Origin of the sequence: Sphingobium sp. (genome assembly GCF_003248505.1) — a bacterium.
In the GTDB taxonomy this organism is placed as follows: domain Bacteria; phylum Pseudomonadota; class Alphaproteobacteria; order Sphingomonadales; family Sphingomonadaceae; genus Sphingobium.
Genome location: NZ_QFOA01000001.1, coordinates 99,769 through 118,115, shown reverse-complemented (window position 1 = coordinate 118,115; position 18,347 = coordinate 99,769). Strand labels below are relative to the sequence as shown.

Genomic DNA, 18,347 nt, shown 5'->3' with positions numbered 1-18,347 from the left:
GTCAGGCCATATTGCAGGTTGATCCCGGCAAACGGTGCGCCGGGAGCCTCTCTTGCGGCCTTCAATCCGTCACGGGAAATCCCCTCAGAATTCTACCTTTCGCGCGACGAGATCATACGCTTGGAGCGATGCGACGCCGAAGCGAAGCATTCCGAAGGGCTATCGAACGCGGGCGGGCGGATCGCTGAGAAAAAGCATCGCGACGGTTGGCGTTTTAGGCGGATGCGATTGGAAAGGCCCGCCGATTGCACGCCGGAGATGCCCAAAGACGCCCGGACAGCCTATAACGTCCTCATTACTTTGCCCCCGGCGACGGGAGCGCGTAATAATATTATACGCATCAGCAAAATTCTAGATGACTGGTTTTCCTTAGGAAAACTGGAGCGGGCGAAGGGATTCGAACCCTCGACCCCAACCTTGGCAAGGTTGTGCTCTACCCCTGAGCTACGCCCGCTCTGGCGGCCGGAGGGAAACTCCCTCTCGGCGGGTGGCGGGGAACTAGCAGCGGTCGGCTTAGGGGGCAAGGGCTGAATTGCAGAAAAATGAAAATCTGCGCCAAAAGACGATTATCCCATTAATATCAGCATGTTGTTCAATGGCATGCCGCCGGACGTTCATCGCCGCGCTCCGGCTCATCCTGGGGCGAAGGCAACAAGCCCCTGATTCGGCGTTTCGTTCGGCACCGCCGCGATGATAAACCGTCATGGCCGAAACCGCAGCGGGATCGAATCCGCGCGTGCTTCGTAATGAGAACGCAAACAGGGAGGAGCTTTCCATGTCATCCAACTCGATGACGCGTCGCGGGCTGTTGGCGGGCGGAGCGGCGGTTGCCGCCGCGACACCGCTGGCAACCTGCGCCCATGCGGCGACACCCGCGCCATCGGGCGCATCTCAGGAAGGAGCGCGGATGCATTCCGTCGAATTGACCGTCAACGGACGCGACGTCCATTTGCAGATCGACCCGCGCACCAGCCTGCTGGACGCGCTGCGCGAACATCTGCACCTGACCGGCACCAAGAAGGGCTGCGACCACGGCCAGTGTGGCGCGTGCACCGTCATCGTCGAAGGGCGGCGGATCAACAGCTGCCTTACGCTGGCGGTGATGCACGATGGCGATAAGGTGACGACCATCGAGGGGTTGGGCACGCCCGAGGCCCTGCATCCGATGCAGAAGGCGTTCATCGTCCATGACGGCTACCAGTGCGGCTATTGCACGCCGGGCCAGATCTGCTCGGCGGTCGCCGTGCTGGACGAGATCGAGGCGGGCATCCCCAGCCACGCCACCGCCGATCTCGACAAGGTCGCCATGGACGACGCCGAACTGCGCGAACGGATGAGCGGCAATATCTGCCGCTGCGCCGCCTATTCCAACATCATCGCGGCGATGAAGGATGTCGCCGGGGAGGCCAAGGCATGAGACCCTTCACCTACGAGCGCGCGACGAGCGTGCAGGATGCCGCCCGCGCGGCGGGATCGGTTCAGGGCGCGCGCTTCATCGCGGGCGGAACGAACCTGCTCGATCTCATGAAGCTCCAGATCGAAACGCCCGCTCACCTGATCGACGTCAATCATCTCGGCCTCGACAGGATCGAGGAGACGGCGGAAGGCGGCCTGCGCATCGGCGCGCTGGTCCGCAACACCGATCTTGCCGCCGACGCGCGCGTGCGCCGCGACTATGCGGTGCTCAGCCGCGCACTGGTGTCCGGCGCGTCCGGGCAGTTGCGCAACAAGGCGACGACCGGGGGCAATCTGCTTCAACGCACGCGCTGCGTCTATTTCTACGACACGCGGATGCCCTGCAACAAGCGCAAGCCCGGCAGCGGATGCGGCGCGCTCCAGGGGGTCAGCCGGGCGCTGGCGATCATGGGAGTCAGCGACGCCTGCATCGCCCAGCATCCCAGCGACATGGCGGTCGCGATGCGGCTGCTCGACGCCAATGTCGAAACGATGGACGCCACCGGCGCGCAACGGGCGATCCCCATCGCCGATTTCCACCTTCTGCCCGGCGACACGCCGGAAAAGGAGACGGCGCTCAAACCCGGTGAGATCATCACAGCGGTGACGCTGCCGAAGCCGCTCGGCGGCACGCATGTCTACCGCAAGGTGCGCGACCGCAGTTCCTACGCTTTCGCACTGGTGTCGGTCGCGGCGGTGTGGGGCAAGGACGGCAAGACCCGCTTCGCCTTCGGCGGCATCGGTGCCAAGCCCTGGCGCGTCGCGGAGGCGGATGAGGCCGGGCGCAAGGGCGCAACAGCCGTCGCCGAAGCGGCGCTCGCCGGTGCGCGCACCACGTCCCATAATGATTTCAAGAAAGTGCTGGTCGAACGGACGCTCGCGTCGGTCTACCGGAACAAGGAGGCAAGGGCATGAAGTTCGATACGCCCGCAGGGCCGAACCCCCTCGACCGGGGCCGGGTGATCGGTATCGCGCATGACCGCCTCGACGGTCCGGCAAAGGTGACGGGCACCGCGCCCTATGCCTACGAACGGCACGATGCCGCGCCCAAGGCGGCCTATGGCTGGATCGTGGGTTCGGCGATCGCCAAGGGGCGCATCGCGTCTATCGACACCCGCGCGGCGGAAGGCGCGCCGGGCGTTCTGGGCATCGTCACCCACGCCAATGCCGGAAAGCTCGGCAAGGGCCAGATGAATACCGTCCCGCTGCTGGGCGGCCCGCAGATCGACCATTATGATCAGGCGGTCGCACTGGTCGTCGCCGATACGTTCGAAAACGCCCGTGACGCGGCCAAGCTGGTGCGCATCGACTATACAGGCGAAGGCGGCAAGTTCGACCTCGCGGCGGAACAGGGGACGGGCGTCAAGCCCAAGAGCGGCGACCCGGATACTAAGGCAGGCGATTTCGACGCGGGCTTCGCCGCCGCGCCGGTAAAGATCGACCGGACCTACACCACCCCCGATCAGAGCCACGCGATGATGGAGCCGCATGCCACCACGGCGGCGTGGAACGGCGACAAGCTGACGCTGTGGACATCGAACCAGATGATCGCATGGGGCGTGGGCGAAGTCGCCAAGACGTTGGGCATCCCCAAGGAGAATGTCCGCCTCGTCTCGCCCTATATCGGCGGCGGTTTCGGGTCTAAGCTGTTCCTTCGGGCCGATGCGCTGATGGCGGCGCTGGGCGCGCGCAAGGTCGGTCGTCCGGTCAAGGTCGCACTGGCCCGGCATCAGATTCCCAACAACACCACGCATCGTCCCGCCACCATCCAGCGCATCCGGCTGGGTGCGAACAAGGACGGCGTGATCGACGCCATCGCGCATGAAGTATGGTCGGGCGACCAGCCGGGCGGCGGGCCGGAAACGGCGGCGATGCAGACGCGGCTGCTCTATGGCGGTGCCAATCGCATGACCGCGCATCGGTTGGTGACGCTCAACCTCCCCGAAGGCAATGCGATGCGCGCGCCGGGCGAAGCGGTCGGCTTGCTCGCGCTCGAAGTCGCGATGGACGAACTGGCCGAAGCGTGCGGCGTCGATCCGGTCGAACTGCGCATCCGCAACGATGTGCAGTTCGATCCCGAAGCAGGGTCGCAACGCCCCTTCTCCAGCCGCAAGCTGGTCGAATGCCTGCGCGCGGGCGCGGACCGGTTCGGCTGGGCCAGGCGCAATCCCAAACCCGGTCAGGTGCGGGACGGGCGCTGGCGGGTCGGCATGGGCATGGCATCCGCCTTCCGCAACAATCTCGTCATGAAATCGGCGGCGCGGATCGGCGTCGATGCCAAGGGGCATGTCACGGTCGAAACCGACATGACCGACATCGGCACCGGCAGCTACACCATCATCGGCCAGACCGCCGCCGAAATGCTCGGCGTGCCGCTGGAGCAGGTGACCGTGCGCCTGGGCGACAGCCGCTTTCCGCCGGCAGCGGGATCGGGCGGTCAGTGGGGCGCGAACAGCTCCACCGCAGGCGTCTATGCCGCCGCGATGGCGCTGCGTGCCAAGCTTGCGCAAAAGGCGGGCTACGCGCCCGATCAGGCACAGTTCGAGGATGGCCTCATCCGTCAGGGCAACCAGTCGCAAACGCTCGCTACCCTCGCCGGGCGCGAGGGGCTGTGGGCCGAGGACGCGATGGAATATGGCGATCTCGACAAACGCTATGCGCAGGCGACCTTCGGCGCGCATTTCTGCGAAGTCGGCGTCGACATGGATACGGGCGAAGTGCGCGTCCGGCGCATGGGAGGGGCCTTTGCCGCAGGGCGCATCCTCAATCCCAAATCGGCGCGCAGCCAGGTGATCGGCGCAATGACCATGGGCGTGGGCGCAGCGTTGATGGAGTCGCTGGATGTCGACACCCGCTTCGGCTTCTTCGTCAACCACGACATGGCCGAATATCTGGTGCCGGTTCATGCCGACATCCCCGAACAGGACGTGCTCTTCATCGACGAACTCGACGACAAGAGCTCGCCCATGAAGGCGAAGGGCGTGGGCGAGCTCGGCATTTGCGGTGCGGGTGCGGCGGTGGCGAACGCCATCTACAACGCCACCGGCATTCGCCTGCGCGATTATCCGCTGACCATCGACAAGATCCTGAAGGCGCAAACGGCCTAGCCATCGTTAGTTAGCTAACTAACGATGGCAATTATATCGTTTCGGTTGTCTACATCGCTGTCGCCTTAACCGGTCATTTTCCTGTCGTATCAGGCAGATGACCGGTTTTCAGCGCGCATCGCACCCCGCCGCGATCAGCACCACGCTGTCGTCGCCGAACCGCACATCGTCGAGCCGTTTCGCCAGACCGCATTCGCCCGCCGCAATCCGCTCCCCGCCAATCTCGACCGCCCCTTCGCGCGGGATGACCAGGAACGAACCGGGGTAGCGCGCCGCGACTTCGTCCGAGGGGGCGCCCTTCACCTGATCCAGCCGGAAATAGGGGCCGTCGACCAGTTGGACGCTGTCCCGTTCGCCTACCGTCCGTTGCCAGCGACCGGTATCGTATCGCTCTCCCTTCGCGACCGCCATCCCCTCGTCCAGATGCAGTTCGCGCGGGCGGCCATAATCGTAGAGCCGATAGGTGATATCGCTGTTCTGCTGCACCTCGATCAATGCGATGCCGCCGCCGATGGCATGGACCGTGTTCGCCGGAATGTAGAAGAAATCGCCCGGCGCGACCGGATGCCATGTCATGCGCTGCTCGATCGACCCGTCCACCGCCGCTGCCCGCATCGCGTCGGCCCCGATCGGCTCGTCGAACCCGATGCCCAGGGTCGCGCCCTCATCGGCGGCGATCACCAGCCAGCATTCCTCCTTACCCTGCGAGCCCAGCCCCTTGGCCTGCGTCTGCGTGTCGGAGGGATGGACCTGCACCGACAGCTTCTCGCTGGTGAAGATATATTTGACGAGCAGGTCGGGCAGGTCGGCAGGCGGCTCGAACCAGATTTCGCCGACGCGCTCGCCCGCCGGGGCCTTGAAGGGGGATGGCAGTTCGTCGCGCCCCCAGGGCTTTTCCACCTGTCGTATCGGTAACTGCGCACGCATGCCTTGTTCGTCCTTCCTTACGCCCGGCCCCGCCGGGCCACCCTGCGCCCGCATCCGCCATGTCCTGCCCCGCGCCGCGATGCAAGGCTTGACGCCCGCGTCGGCAAACGCGACAGAACGGGCCGGAAACGTCCGGCAAAGCGAAGGGTTCATCGATCATGGCGGCTGTCCTGCTGCTCGCGGCGTGCGGCTGCGTGCTGATCTTCCTGCATCCCTATATGATCTATCCGCTTTCGTTGCGCTTCTTCGCGCTCCGGCCCGTGCGCGTCGATCCCGCAGCCCCCCTGCCCCCGGCCACGCTCGTCTTCTCCGCCTTCAACGAGAAAGCCTCGCTTCCTGCCAAGATCGCCAATCTGCGCGCGATCAGGGATCGGCACCCCGGCATCGAGTTCCTCGCCTATTCCGATTGCAGCACCGACGAAACGCTCCCCATGCTGCTGGCGCAGGCGGACCTCCTGCGCGTCGTCCCTTCGACAGAGCGCACCGGCAAGGCCACGGGCATGCGCCGCATGGTGGAGCAGGCGAGGGGGGAGATCATGATCTTCACCGACGCCAACGTCCTGCTCGATCCCGAAGCCATCGCCCCTCTCCTGCGCTATTTCTCCGACCCCGAAGTCGGCGGCGTCGCGGGGACGCTGCGCTATATCAACGAGGATGCGGGCGCGGTGGCGAAGGTCGGCGGCCTCTACTGGCGGCTGGAGGAGGCGATCAAGCAGCGCGAGTCGGCAGTGGGATCGATCATGGGCGCGGACGGATCGATCTTCGCCACCCGCCGCCATCTCTACCCTGCGGTGCCGCCCCATCTGCTCGACGACATGACCGTGTCGATGACCGTCACGCTCAAGGGCCAACGCCTCATCCACGCCACCGATGTCGTTGCCTATGAAAAGAACGCGACCGAAAGTCGTGACGAATTTCGGCGCAAACGGCGCATCGCCTGCCGCGCCTTCAACACCCACCGCTATCTCTGGCCGTCGATCCGTGCGGCGTACGGGGCGGGCGACCTCTACAAATATGTTTCGCACAAGCTCCTGCGCTGGTTCGGCCTCGTGCCCTTGATCGCAGGTGTAATTCTGGGCCTTGCGGGCCTGGTCGCAGCGGGGCAGCCCTGGCTTGCGGCTGCCGCGTTCGGCCTTGCAGCCTTGGCGCTGCTGCTCGGCCGCGCGGGGGTTCCGCTGCTCGGCAGCCTCTACCAGATCCTGCTGTCGATCGTCGCGACGCTGCTCGGGGTTGTCGATGCCCTGCGCGGGCGCACCTACCAAATCTGGACCCCGGCGGTGTCCCGCAACTGATCCGCCGTCAGTCGGACCCGAAAAGATCGCGGGTGAAGACCTTGTCGCCCGCCGCCTCCAGTTCGGGCGTCATGCGGTTGGCGATGATGACGTCCGACGTCGCCAGAAACTGATCGAGGTCGCGGATCACGGGAGACCCGAAGAAAGCATCCTCGCGCATCGCCGGTTCGTAGATCACGACCGATATGCCCTTGGCCTTCACCCGCTTCATGATGCCCTGGATCGACGACTGGCGGAAATTGTCCGACCCCGCCTTCATCACCAGGCGGAATACGCCCACGGTGTCGGGCTTGCGCGCGATGATCTGGTCGGCAAGGAAGTCCTTGCGCGTTCGGTTCGCCTCCACGATCGCGTGGATCAGGTTCTGCGGCACCTGGGCGTAATTGGCCAGCAACTGCTTGGTGTCCTTGGGCAGGCAATAGCCGCCATAGCCGAAGCTGGGATTGTTGTAATGCGCGCCGATCCGGGGGTCGAGGCTGACGCCGTCGATAATCTGGCGCGTGTCCATGCCACCCGCGATGGCATAGCTGTCGAGTTCGTTGAAGAAAGCGACCCGCATCGCGAGATAGGTGTTGGCGAACAGCTTGATCGCCTCGGCTTCCCGCGCATCGGTGAAGAGGATTTGGGTATCCTTCTTCTGCGCGCCCTGAAGCAGCAGGCCCGCAAACACCCGCGCCCGCTCCGACCGTTCGCCCACGATGATGCGGGAGGGGTGAAGATTGTCGTAGAGCGCGCGCCCTTCGCGCAGGAATTCGGGACTGAAGATCACCTGGTCGGTGTTCATCGACGCCCGCACATCGTCGATGAAGCCAACGGGGATCGTGGACTTGACGATCACGGTGACGGTGGGGCTGGCGGCGATGGCCGTCGCGATCACCGCGCGCACGGAACTGGTATCGAACTTGTTGGTATCGACATCGTAGTTGGTAGGGGTCGCGACGATAGCGAAATCGGCTCCCGCCAGCGCTTCCTGCGCGTCGGTCGTCGCCCGCAGGTCGAGCGTCCGGTTGGCGAGGAAATCCTCCAGCTCCGCGTCGCTGATCGGCGATTGCCGGGCGTTCAGCTTGGCGACGCGGTCCTCCGATATGTCGACCGCCACGACCTCGTTATGCTGCGCGAGCAGCACCGCGTTGGACAGCCCGACATAACCGAGGCCGAAAACAGCAATCTTCATATCAGGTTTCTCGCTCGAAAGAGGACGCGCGCCGATAAAGCCGCCTCCGGATGGAAAATCCAGAGGCATCGCCTCTCATGGGGTGGATCGTTCTGAAACACCGACACTGTCCGGTGCGAAGGCGGTCAGGTCAATATCCTTGTTCCGCCTTTCGCACCGGTCGATGACATATACGTGATGGGCGGGCGCGGTCAGTCGTGCTCGCGTCCGCCCGCCCCCATGTAGAGTTCGCTGCCCTTCTCGCGGAAGACCTCGCTCATCTGCTGCATCCCGGCCTCCGCCTCGTCCGCTGCGATGAAGGTGTCGGCGGGCTGGTTCTGCCTGGCGGCAAAGTCGCGCACTTCCTGCGTGATCTTCATCGAACAGAATTTGGGGCCGCACATCGAACAGAAATGCGCGGACTTCGCGCCCTCCGCCGGCAACGTCTGATCATGATATTGTTCGGCGGTGTCGGGATCGAGCGACAGGTTGAACTGGTCGCGCCAGCGGAACTCGAACCGGGCGCGGGACAAGGCGTCGTCGCGCACCTTGGCCGCCGGATGCCCCTTGGCAAGGTCCGCCGCGTGGGCGGCCAGCTTGTAGGTGACGACGCCGACCTTCACGTCGTCGCGGTCGGGCAGACCCAGATGCTCCTTGGGCGTGACATAGCAGAGCATCGCCGTGCCGTACCAGCCGATCATCGCCGCGCCGATGCCGCTGGTGATATGGTCGTATCCCGGCGCGATGTCGGTGGTCAGCGGCCCCAATGTGTAGAAGGGCGCTTCGCCGCACGCTTCCAGCTGCTTCTCCATATTCTGCTTGATCTTGTGCATGGGCACATGGCCCGGCCCTTCGATCATGACCTGCACGTCCTGCTGCCAGGCGCGCTTGGTGAGTTCGCCCAGCGTATACAGCTCGGCGAACTGCGCTTCGTCGTTGGCGTCGGCGATGGAGCCGGGACGCAGACCGTCGCCAAGCGAATAGGCGATGTCATACGCCTTCATGATCTCGGTGATCTCGTCGAAGCGCTCGTAGAGGAAGCTCTCCTTGTGGTGCGCCAGGCACCATTTCGCCATGATCGACCCGCCGCGCGACACGATACCGGTCACGCGCTTTGCCGTCATGGGGATGTAGGGGAGGCGGACGCCTGCATGGATGGTGAAATAATCCACGCCCTGTTCGGCCTGCTCGATCAGCGTGTCGCGGAAAATGTCCCAGGTCAGCTCCTCGGCGATGCCGCCGACCTTTTCCAGCGCCTGATAAATGGGGACGGTGCCGATGGGCACCGGCGAATTGCGCAGGATCCACTCGCGCGTGTCGTGGATGTTGCGGCCCGTCGACAGGTCCATGACCGTGTCCGCGCCCCAGCGGATCGACCAGACCAGCTTGTCGACTTCGCTCGCGACATCCGATGCGACGGCGCTGTTGCCGATATTGGCGTTGATCTTGACCAGGAAATTCCGGCCGATCGCCATCGGCTCGCTTTCGGGATGGTTGATGTTGTTGGGGATGATCGCTCGCCCCCGCGCCACTTCGTCGCGCACGAATTCGGGCGTCACATAATCCGGGATCTCCGCGCCCCAGTCCTGCCCGTCGCGCACATATTCGGCGAGCCGTTCGCGCCCCAGATTCTCGCGCACGGCGACATATTCCATCTCGGGGGTGATAATGCCGCGGCGGGCGTAGTGCATCTGGCTGACATTCATGCCCGCCTTGGCCCGCAACGGCCGCTTGACCACGTTGGGGAAGGGCTGGACGCCGCCGGACCGGTCCGGCCCCTTCATGCCGTTGTCTTCGGGCTTGAGCGCACGTGCATCATATTCCTCGACGTCGCCGCGCGCCATGATCCATTCGCGGCGCAGCGCGGGCAGGCCCGCCATGATGTCGATGCGGGCATCGGGATCGGTATAGGGACCGGACGTGTCATAGACGCGCACCGGCGGCTCGCCGCTGCCCGGCTCCAGCGTGATCTCGCGCATTGCGACACCCAGGGGGCCGACATGGATTTTCTTCGATCCCCGGATGGAGCCGGTGGTGACGCGCATTTCGGTACGGGCTGGAACGTCGGCCATGACAGATACCTTTCAGATAAGGGCGGTGGCACGGCCCGTGAGGCCGGCAAGAAACAGAAGAATACCGAGCAGGAGCGAGAAGACCGCCCAGGCGCGGGTAAAGACGACGGAGCCGCTGCCGATACGGATCAAAGGCCCGGGCACCGCGAGCAGCAGCGCGCCTTCGATCAGGACGACATAGCCGATGGTGCTGACCAGGATTGCCAGCGGATCGGTCCAGCGGCTGTGGATCATGACCAGCGTCACGCCCACGGCGAAGATAGCAAATCCCAGCGTGACGACCAGCGCGGGCGAGCGATGCAGGTCCTCCATGACCGTTCGCCATCGCTGCGGGTTGGCAAGACCGCCGATCCCCATGACGATCATATAAAGGCCCATCGCCTCGGCCAGACGCAGGGTCAGGAGGGAAATCGTATCCATCGCACTCTTTCCTCCTTCATCAGGGCGGAAAGCGGGTGCGGACTGCGGTTGAGACAGGCGCTCCCTCCCTCCGCCGGTGTCAACCGGATCAGGTTCAGCGGGTCGCGGCCACGTCAGCCGCCTCTCAACCGTCTGTGAACGGTCCCCCGGGGAATGCTGGACAGGATAGGATGCAATCGGCACAAGGTCCAGCATCTTATGTTTGGTTCGCCGCCCTCCGATCTCAGCACCCGACCGGGCCGCAAGGCGTGGCGGCACGACATGCGCATGGTCGCCGTTCGTCCGCGCCGGTGGGGCCTGTGGCTGATGACGCTGGGGTTCCTGCTGATGGTGATGCCCTCGGCTATGGATATCCATGCGCTCTTCGGCTGGTCGCCCAGCCTGGTCGGGATCGCCCTCATCGCAGCGGCGTTACCGCTGTTGCTCGTGAGCGTCGTGCTGAAACGGCGTAATCGGACAGGGCGGGCGGGACTGCAAAAAGGGGACAAGCTGCGATGAAGAAAAGGATTTTAAGCCTCGTGTCTGCAACCTTGCTGACCGGCGCGGCTGCGCCTGCCGCGACCGCGCCCACAGACGATCCCTTCGTCTGGCTGGAAGACTGGACCGGTCCACGCGCGATGCAATGGGTGGAGGCGGAGAACAAGGCGACGGAGGCTGCATTCCGCAACGATCCCCGGTACGACAATTACTATCGGCAGGCGCTTGCCATCGCGTCGGCCAAGGACAGGATCGCCATGCCGATGCTGGTCCATGGGCGCATCTATAATTTCTGGCGCGACGCCGATCACCCCCAGGGCATCTGGCGCTGGACCAGCGAAGCCGATTACGCGTCCGCCAACCCGGGCTGGACCACCGTGATCGACCTCGACGCCTTGTCGAAGGCGGAAGGAAAGAAATGGGTTTGGAAGGGCGCCGATATTCTCGATCCTGAAGAACGGCTGGCGTTGCTCCACCTGTCCGACGGGGGCGAGGATGCCGTGACTTTGCGTGAATTCGACCTCGAAACCGGACAATTCGTCAAAAACGGGTTCAACATTCCCACGTCGAAGCAGAACGAGGCTTGGCTGGACCGGGACACGCTGCTGATCGCGCGCGACTGGGGCGACGGAAGCCTTACCAAATCGGGCTATCCGTTCGTCGTCAAGACGCTGAAGCGTGGCCAGCCGCTGGCCGCCGCGCAGGAAATCTATCGTGGCGCGCCAAGCGATCAGGTCGGCGTCTCCCCCTCCATTCTCTCGGATGGATCGGGCAACCGCGCGGCCTTCATCTATCGCGGCGTCACCTTTTTCACCAACGAGACCTATCTCGTGACGCCCAGCGGCGTGAAGAAACTGCCGCTCCCCGCCAAAAGCCAGTTGCAGGGCATGGTGGACGGTCACGTGCTGATCCAGACCAGCCAGGAATGGACGAGCGGCGGGGTGACGGTTCCGAGCGGCTCGCTGGCCGCCGTACCCCTCAAGGCCCTTCAATCGGGCGAGACACTGACGCCGCAGATCCTTTTCGCGCCGAACCCGCGACAATCGGTCGACGGCGTCGCTGCGACGAAGGACCATGTGATCCTGTCCTACAACGACAATGTGCGCGGGCGGGTAATGGTTCTCACGCCCGGCGCGCAAGGCTGGACCGAAAAGCCGGTGTCGTTGCCGGACAATGCCACCATCGGCATCGCCACCGCGACCGAAAAGAGCGATCGCGCCTATCTGTCGGTCGCCGGTTTCCTTGCGCCTACGACGCTCTGGTCGCTCGACGCCGCCAACCCTTCGCCCCGACAGGTCAAGGCGATGCCTGCCCGCTTCGATGCGAGCGGGCTTGTCGTCGAACAATATGAAGCGACTTCGACAGACGGGACCCGGATTCCCTATTTCATCGTCCATCGCAAAGACATGAAGAAGGACGGTTCCACGCCCACGATCATGACAGCCTATGGCGGGTTCGAAGTGCCGATGACGCCGAGCTATGCCGCGATCACCGGCAAATTGTGGCTGGAGCGGGGCAATAGTTTTGTCTTGGCCAACATCCGGGGCGGCGGCGAATTCGGCCCCGCGTGGCACGAAGCTGGCCTCAAGACCAAACGCCAGATCGTCTACGACGATTTCGCTGCAGTGGCTAAGGACATCTTTGCCCGCAAGCTGTCCTCGCCCGCCAAGTTCGGCATCTATGGCGGCTCCAACGGCGGACTGCTGATGGGGGTGGAATTCAACCAGCATCCCGATCTGTGGAACGCGGTGACGATCCAGGTCCCGCTGCTCGATATGATCCGCTACGAACAGATCGCCGCAGGCGCGTCATGGGTTGACGAATATGGGAGCGTGTCCGTGCCTAAGGAAAAGGCATTTCTCGAAACGATCTCTCCCTACGCTAACATCCGCAAGGGGGTGCGCTATCCGACGCCCTATATCTGGACCACAACCAAGGACGACCGCGTCGGCCCGCAACATGCTCGCAAGTTCGCCGCACGCCTCAAGGAATATGGCATTCCCTATCATTTCTATGAAGACACCGCAGGCGGTCACTCGGGCGATGCCGACATCGAACAGGGCGCACGGCTCCAGGCCATGCAGATGGTCTATTTCAGCCAGCGTCTGGAAGGGAAATAGCCACGGCGGACGCTAATCGGGTGTCGCCGATTGCTTCTGGCGGGGATCACGGGCTCGATTTCGACCCTGTGCATTTCCTCGCCGATGGCATTGGCATCATGACGTGCACGGCGGGGCCGAGGAGAAAGGTCGCGTCGGCACCCGGGCGCAGCGGCACCCCTTGATCGGTCGCAGCCGCAGTGCGCGTCTACACCGGATCGACCGCGACGACCTTTCCGCCCAAGGCCCGCCGGGCGCGAACTGTGTCCATGACATCGCGACCGATCAATACGCGGTCCCGTGCATGCCTTAGGTTATGCGAGCCTGCTCATCGCCAAGCCTTGTTGCGCCTCGCATTCGCCGCACATCACATCATCGCGTTGATCGCACCACAGGTTGCGAGGCCGACGATGACATTCATCGGTACGCCGATCTTTACGAAATCGGAAAAGCGATAATCAGCCGCGGCGTAGACCATCGTGTTTGTCTGATAACCGATCGGCGTTGCGAAACTTGCCGACGCTGCGAACATCACGGCGGTGATCAAAGCTTTGGGCTCCGTTCCGGTTACCTGACCAACGCCGATAGCCACCGGGGTCATGATGACGGCAACGGCGTTGTTCGTGACGGTTTCGGTCAGCAGGGACGTCAGAAAATAAAGCACGATCAATACTGCAAAAGGCGACAAATCATCGAGCCAGGGTGACGCAACGTCGACGATCAGTCGCACCGTCCCGATCGCTTCGAGCCCGCTACCGATGCCCAGCATGGCGAAGATGAGCACCAGCACGCTGCCATCGACGGAGCGCCATGCCTCCTCCGGATCGACACAGCGGGTAACGAGCACGATGCCGACGCCGATCATCGCAAGCGCGACGACCGGCAGCACCCCAAATGCCGCGAGCGCTACGACACCAACCAGCGTGAGGACCGCGATCGGGGCGCGATCCCGCCGGAAACGGCGGACATGGCTGGTGTCTTCGGCGATCAGATTTGTGTTCTCATGCAACGCGGCGATCGCCGGTGCTTCGGCGGCGACGAGCAGGCTGTCGGCGGCGCGGAGGCGGACACTGCCCAAATCGGGTCCGGGCACGTGCCGGGCACGGCCGATGCCAAGGACCCGGGCGGGGAGATTGGACAGGAAGGGAATGTCGCGCAGTTCGCGGCCGAGCGCAGGATGCGTCGGGGCAATCGTCAGACCGATCAGACGCACATCGTCAGACCGCTCGTTGGCAGCCAGCCGGATAGGCCGACCGACATTCTGAAGGCCGACGATCACGCCATCGCTGCGCGCCAGGTCGTCGAGTTCATCGGCAGAACTTGCGACGACCAACCGATCGCCTGGCGCGAGTTTCATTGCCGGATCGGGATTGCGAAGCGTTTGGATACCACGGCGCACCGCGATCAAGCGCACTTTGTCCCGCTTCAGAAATTGCAGGTCGCTGAGCCCCGGCAGCCTTTCGCCAGCATCGGGCGGAACGGCGAGTTCGGTCAGATATTGCAGTTCGTGCCGGTCGGCAATCTCATTGTCGGGCCGGTCGGGAAGAAGGCGCGGGCCGAGCAGCAGCATGGTAACCGCACCGGCGGCCATCGTGACCAGCCCGACGGCGGTGATCTCGAAAATGCCAAAGCCCGGTTGCCCGTTGGCGCGCGCCACGCCATCGACCAACAGATTGGTCGACGTGCCGATCAATGTCAGCGTGCCGCCCAGGATCGAAAGATAGGAGAGCGGAATGAGCAACCGGGTTGCCGGGATGCCGACCGTGCGTGCAAGCCGCCTGACAAGCGGGATCAGAATGATGACCACGGGCGTATTGTTGATGAAGGCCGGAGCGATGGCAGCGCCGGTCAGCATCTCGGCGACCGTCCTGCGCGGATGGCTTGCCGCGCGGCGCGTGATCAAACTGGCTATCGCCTCGATCGCACCAGTGCGAACCAGAGCACCGGACAGGATGAAGAAGGCGCCGATCGCTATGGGCGCCGAATTGGAAAACGCTTTCGTGATCAGGGCGGGCGTCAACCAGCCGAGGGCGATCATCGACGCGGCACCGCAGACGGCGACGGTCACAGGTGGAAAGCGTTCCGTCGCAAAAGCGATGAACAACAGGACGATGAACACTAGGCCAAGCATCGGAAGGTGCGGCGTAAGCGCGCTCAGAAGGTTGGTCGCCATCGGCAATCTGTAGCTGGATCGAACGAGCTTGCCACCGCAAACAATCGCGCGACTGTGATTGGCCGATCCTTTCCCTAATCTGTGAGAAGTCCGATGAACGCTCGCGCATCGAAACCGCGCGTTTTACGGGGCGCGTCCGACCTTGCGTTTGGCGCAGCGTAATCTTGGGCAATTTTAACGCTAGGCTGACTGCACCAAAAAAGCCGCAGCCAGGCGTTAGTATCGTCCGCTAGCACTGGCGCGAAGTCCCGCATCTTGCCCTGACGGGATCGTCGGGCGAAAAGATCGTTATCGACGCCCTGACGGAGCTTGAGATCTGGCGCCCAAGGCGCGAAGGGTCGGTGCGGTGACGGCCTTCACCCGTTGAGTTGACGGATTGGAGCGCGACTATGCCATTTCGAAAGGCGCACATCAGGACGATGACCGATCAAAGACACATCCGTCGCCAATGCGGAGCAATGCCGCGAGAGCTTCGTTGTTCAGCGATCCGATGCGACGAACCGCACGTCCGCTTTATCGATCGTCCCGGCAGGCAGTCGCCGATAGGCTGCACATTGCGATGAATATGGCGAAAAAAGCGAGCCGCGCCGCAAACTCCCGATGGCGCTGGCTCATTCGCGTGCTTTTCCGACGCATCTGGTTCCGCGCCGCGCTGTTCTCGTTATCCGCCGTGTTACTGGCATTGCTGTCGGCCGTCATCGCCCCCTTCATCCCCTATGATATGAGCGCCAAGATCGGTGCCGATGCGGTCGACAACATTCTGGGCATCCTCGCGTCGAGCATGCTGGCGGTTACGACCTTCTCGCTGACCGCGATGGTTTCGGCGGTCTCAGGGGCCAGCAGCACGATTACGCCGCGAGCGACCCAGATACTGGTGGCGGACAGCACGGCGCAGAATGCCCTGTCGACGTTTCTCGGTGCGTTTCTCTTCGCGATCGTCGGCATCTGCGCGTTATCGACGGGTCTGTATGGCGCCTCTGGCCGTGTCATCCTGTTCGCCGGTACATTGCTCGTCATCGCGATCATCGTTGTCACGCTGCTCCGCTGGATCGAGCATTTGTCCACCTTCGGGCGTGTCGCCAGCACGATCGAACGAATCGAACACGTGACACTCAGCGCCATCGAGCGATCGGCCTGTCGAGTGGCACTGCACAGCGGCGATCCGTCGGAGCCCGACGCGGGATGGACTATATGCTTCGACGGCATAGGTTATATCGCACATATCGATGTCGCAGCGCTCGAAGCGATTTCGCGCCGCCGCGATTGTCCGATCGACGTTCTGGTCCTGCCTGGCACCTTCGTTACGCCAACGCGCCCCATCCTGCGGACGCATCACGCTGCGAAGGAGAGCGAAGCGGAAATTCGCGCCGCCTTTACGGTCGACAGACAACGCAATTACGATCACGATCCAAGGCTGGGGCTGGTCGTACTGGCAGAAATAGCGTCGCGCGCGCTATCCCCGGCAGTCAACGATCCGGGCACGGCCATCGCGGTCTTGACGACATCCACGCGCGTGATGGCGAGATTCCTCAAAGGTGCCGGAGATCGGCAGGCTGACAATGGTGTCGGGGTCACCCTGCCCGCCATTCACGTTCACGATTTGCTGGAAGACATCTACCGGCCGATCGCACGCGACGGCGCTGGCTGCGTAGAAGTCGCGCTGCGGCTGCAAAAGACGCTGGGCGATCTCGCCGCACTGGCGCCATTTGCGCGCGGCACGCTGGTTCTCGCCGGCACCGAAGCACTGGCCCGGACCCAACACGCGATGGCGCTGGAAATCGACCGGGAGCATGTGCGCGCGGCCTATCGTGCATGGGCCACGCTCCCTTCGCCAGACGAGGGCGCGCGTTGATCGGTCGGTTCAGGTAGGAGTGCGGCGGACCTCCGCCGCTGCGGAGGTGAAGGCTCGCCTGCGGGTGCTGTTCACGAAGAAGCGAGTTGCGGCATCGGCGATCTGTTCACGGATGGTGCGGCGCTGGAATATAAGCTGCGCAAAGAGGGATGGATGCGAAGAACAACCACCGCTGCCTCATCAAGTAAGCCACAAAGATGTTTGTCGCCGCATTTGGCACGGAATTCTATACTCCGGGCGATGGGGCATGGCCCCTCATGCAAACGGCGAGAAGCGCTATCTATTCCTCGCCGTAATAGTCCCGATACCATTGCACGAAGGCGCGCACACCTTCTCCAAAGGGCGTTTGCGGCGCATAGCCCGTCAGCGACCTAAGCAATGTTGCGTCGGCCCAAGTGGCAGGCACATCGCCTTTTTGCAGATCCATGAGATTGCGGATGGCGGGGCGACCGCATTCTGCCTCGATCGCATCGATGAAGTCGGTGAGCTTCACTTTGGCATTATTGCCAATGTTAACGACGCGCCAGGGGGCAACATCGCTCAGCGTGTCGCCGGGTAGCGGGTCCCACCCTTCGCGCTCATCGACCGCAAGCGGCGGCGTGTCGATCAGCAGGCGAATGCCGCGCACGAGATCGGCGACATAAGTGAAGTCGCGATACATCTCGCCATGGTTGTAGACATCGATGGGCGTTCCTTCGAGGATGCCCTTGGTGAATTTGAACAACGCCATGTCAGGCCGCCCCCAAGGGCCATAGACAGTGAAGAAACGGAACATGGTGGTCGGCAGCCGCCAAAGATGGGCGTAACTGTGCGCCATTGCCTCATTCGCCTTCTTCGTCGCAGCGTAGAAAGTCAGCGGCATGTCCGCCTTGTCGGTTTCGGCATAAGGCATCTGAGTGTTTCCGCCATAGACCGAGGAGGTGGATGCCATCAGCAGGTGATCGACCTGAAGTTCGCGTGCGCATTCGAGAATGTTGAAGCTGCCCACCAAATTGGAATCGAGATAGGCGCGAGGGTTTTCGAGGCTGTAACGCACACCCGCCTGGCCCGCGAGGTGGACGATCACCTGCGGCCGCTCCGCCTCGCACAACGAACGGAGCAACGCTGTGTCTTCCAACTGGCCTTCGACCGCGTGGAAATGCGGGTTCTGAAGCAGCATCTGGTGCCGCCGGCGCTTGAGCGCCACGTCATAATAATCCGACATGCCGTCGAATCCTACGACGCGAAACCCGTCACGCAGCAGCAGGTGAGCGAGGTGATAGCCGATAAAACCCGCCGATCCGGTCACCAATATCGTCTTCACCCGATCCCCCATATTTA

13 protein-coding genes, 1 tRNA gene and 1 riboswitch are annotated in these 18,347 nt (G+C 63.4%); of the genes, 7 read left to right on the top strand and 7 right to left on the bottom strand.

What is annotated here, in order from left to right; translation table 11 throughout:
* Positions 1-379 precede the first annotated feature (379 nt).
* Positions 380-454, bottom strand: a tRNA-Gly gene (locus DI606_RS00470).
* A 321-nt stretch (positions 455-775) separates the two neighbouring features.
* Here DI606_RS00470 and paoA point away from each other — a divergent pair.
* From paoA to paoC, 3 genes are read left to right on the top strand one after another with little or no spacing between them, the layout of a single operon-like run.
* The gene (paoA, locus tag DI606_RS00465) at positions 776-1,417 is read left to right on the top strand and encodes an aldehyde dehydrogenase iron-sulfur subunit PaoA (protein WP_293978926.1); all 642 of its coding nucleotides are present in this window, start codon (positions 776-778) and stop codon (positions 1,415-1,417) included.
* Positions 1,414-2,370, top strand: a complete 957-nt coding sequence (locus tag DI606_RS00460; protein ID WP_293978923.1) for a xanthine dehydrogenase family protein subunit M — start codon at positions 1,414-1,416, stop codon at positions 2,368-2,370. Before paoA ends, DI606_RS00460 begins: the two co-directional genes overlap by 4 nt.
* On the top strand, positions 2,367-4,562 hold the full coding sequence (gene paoC / locus DI606_RS00455) for an aldehyde oxidoreductase molybdenum-binding subunit PaoC (protein WP_293978921.1): 2,196 nt from the start codon (positions 2,367-2,369) through the stop codon (positions 4,560-4,562). Before DI606_RS00460 ends, paoC begins: the two co-directional genes overlap by 4 nt.
* A 108-nt stretch (positions 4,563-4,670) precedes the next feature.
* Here the strand turns inward: paoC and DI606_RS00450 are convergent, their stop codons facing one another.
* Positions 4,671-5,489: a class I mannose-6-phosphate isomerase gene (locus DI606_RS00450; protein ID WP_293979100.1), complete on the bottom strand. Its 819-nt coding sequence runs from the start codon at positions 5,487-5,489 to the stop codon at positions 4,671-4,673.
* Between the two features lie 158 nt (positions 5,490-5,647).
* Here DI606_RS00450 and DI606_RS00445 point away from each other — a divergent pair, with 158 nt between their 5' ends.
* Entirely contained in the window at positions 5,648-6,781 is a 1,134-nt protein-coding gene (locus DI606_RS00445; protein ID WP_293978919.1) for a glycosyltransferase, read from the top strand.
* A gap of 7 nt (positions 6,782-6,788) precedes the next feature.
* On the opposite strand, the gene DI606_RS00440 is transcribed toward DI606_RS00445, so the two are convergent.
* From DI606_RS00440 to DI606_RS00430, 3 genes are all read right to left on the bottom strand, one after another.
* A complete protein-coding gene (locus tag DI606_RS00440) occupies positions 6,789-7,955 on the bottom strand; it encodes a nucleotide sugar dehydrogenase (RefSeq protein WP_293978916.1) in 1,167 nt (388 codons plus the stop codon).
* A gap of 191 nt (positions 7,956-8,146) precedes the next feature.
* Positions 8,147-10,006, bottom strand: coding sequence for a phosphomethylpyrimidine synthase ThiC (gene thiC / locus DI606_RS00435; protein ID WP_293978913.1), 1,860 nt, complete (start codon positions 10,004-10,006; stop codon positions 8,147-8,149).
* Between the two features lie 12 nt (positions 10,007-10,018).
* On the bottom strand, positions 10,019-10,426 hold the full coding sequence (locus DI606_RS00430) for a DUF2065 family protein (protein WP_293978911.1): 408 nt from the start codon (positions 10,424-10,426) through the stop codon (positions 10,019-10,021).
* Between the two features lie 48 nt (positions 10,427-10,474).
* Positions 10,475-10,584: riboswitch (TPP riboswitch) on the bottom strand.
* A 40-nt stretch (positions 10,585-10,624) separates the two neighbouring features.
* Here DI606_RS00430 and DI606_RS00425 point away from each other — a divergent pair.
* Both DI606_RS00425 and DI606_RS00420 read left to right on the top strand, forming a co-directional pair.
* A complete protein-coding gene (locus tag DI606_RS00425) occupies positions 10,625-10,924 on the top strand; it encodes a hypothetical protein (RefSeq protein WP_293978909.1) in 300 nt (99 codons plus the stop codon).
* Positions 10,921-13,023 carry a prolyl oligopeptidase family serine peptidase gene (locus tag DI606_RS00420; RefSeq protein WP_293978907.1) on the top strand — a complete coding sequence of 701 codons (2,103 nt, stop codon included), beginning with the start codon at positions 10,921-10,923 and terminating at the stop codon, positions 13,021-13,023. The genes DI606_RS00425 and DI606_RS00420 overlap by 4 nt, the downstream gene beginning before the upstream one ends.
* 346 nt (positions 13,024-13,369) lie before the next feature.
* On the opposite strand, the gene DI606_RS00415 is transcribed toward DI606_RS00420, so the two are convergent.
* Positions 13,370-15,175, bottom strand: coding sequence for an SLC13 family permease (locus DI606_RS00415; protein WP_293978905.1), 1,806 nt, complete (start codon positions 15,173-15,175; stop codon positions 13,370-13,372).
* 565 nt (positions 15,176-15,740) lie between these two features.
* On the opposite strand from DI606_RS00415, the gene DI606_RS00410 reads away from it, so the two are divergent.
* Entirely contained in the window at positions 15,741-17,027 is a 1,287-nt protein-coding gene (locus tag DI606_RS00410; RefSeq protein WP_293978903.1) for a DUF2254 domain-containing protein, read from the top strand.
* A gap of 280 nt (positions 17,028-17,307) precedes the next feature.
* Here the strand turns inward: DI606_RS00410 and DI606_RS00405 are convergent, their stop codons facing one another.
* Positions 17,308-18,342: an NAD-dependent epimerase/dehydratase family protein gene (locus DI606_RS00405; protein WP_293978901.1), complete on the bottom strand. Its 1,035-nt coding sequence runs from the start codon at positions 18,340-18,342 to the stop codon at positions 17,308-17,310.
* Positions 18,343-18,347 lie beyond the last annotated feature (5 nt).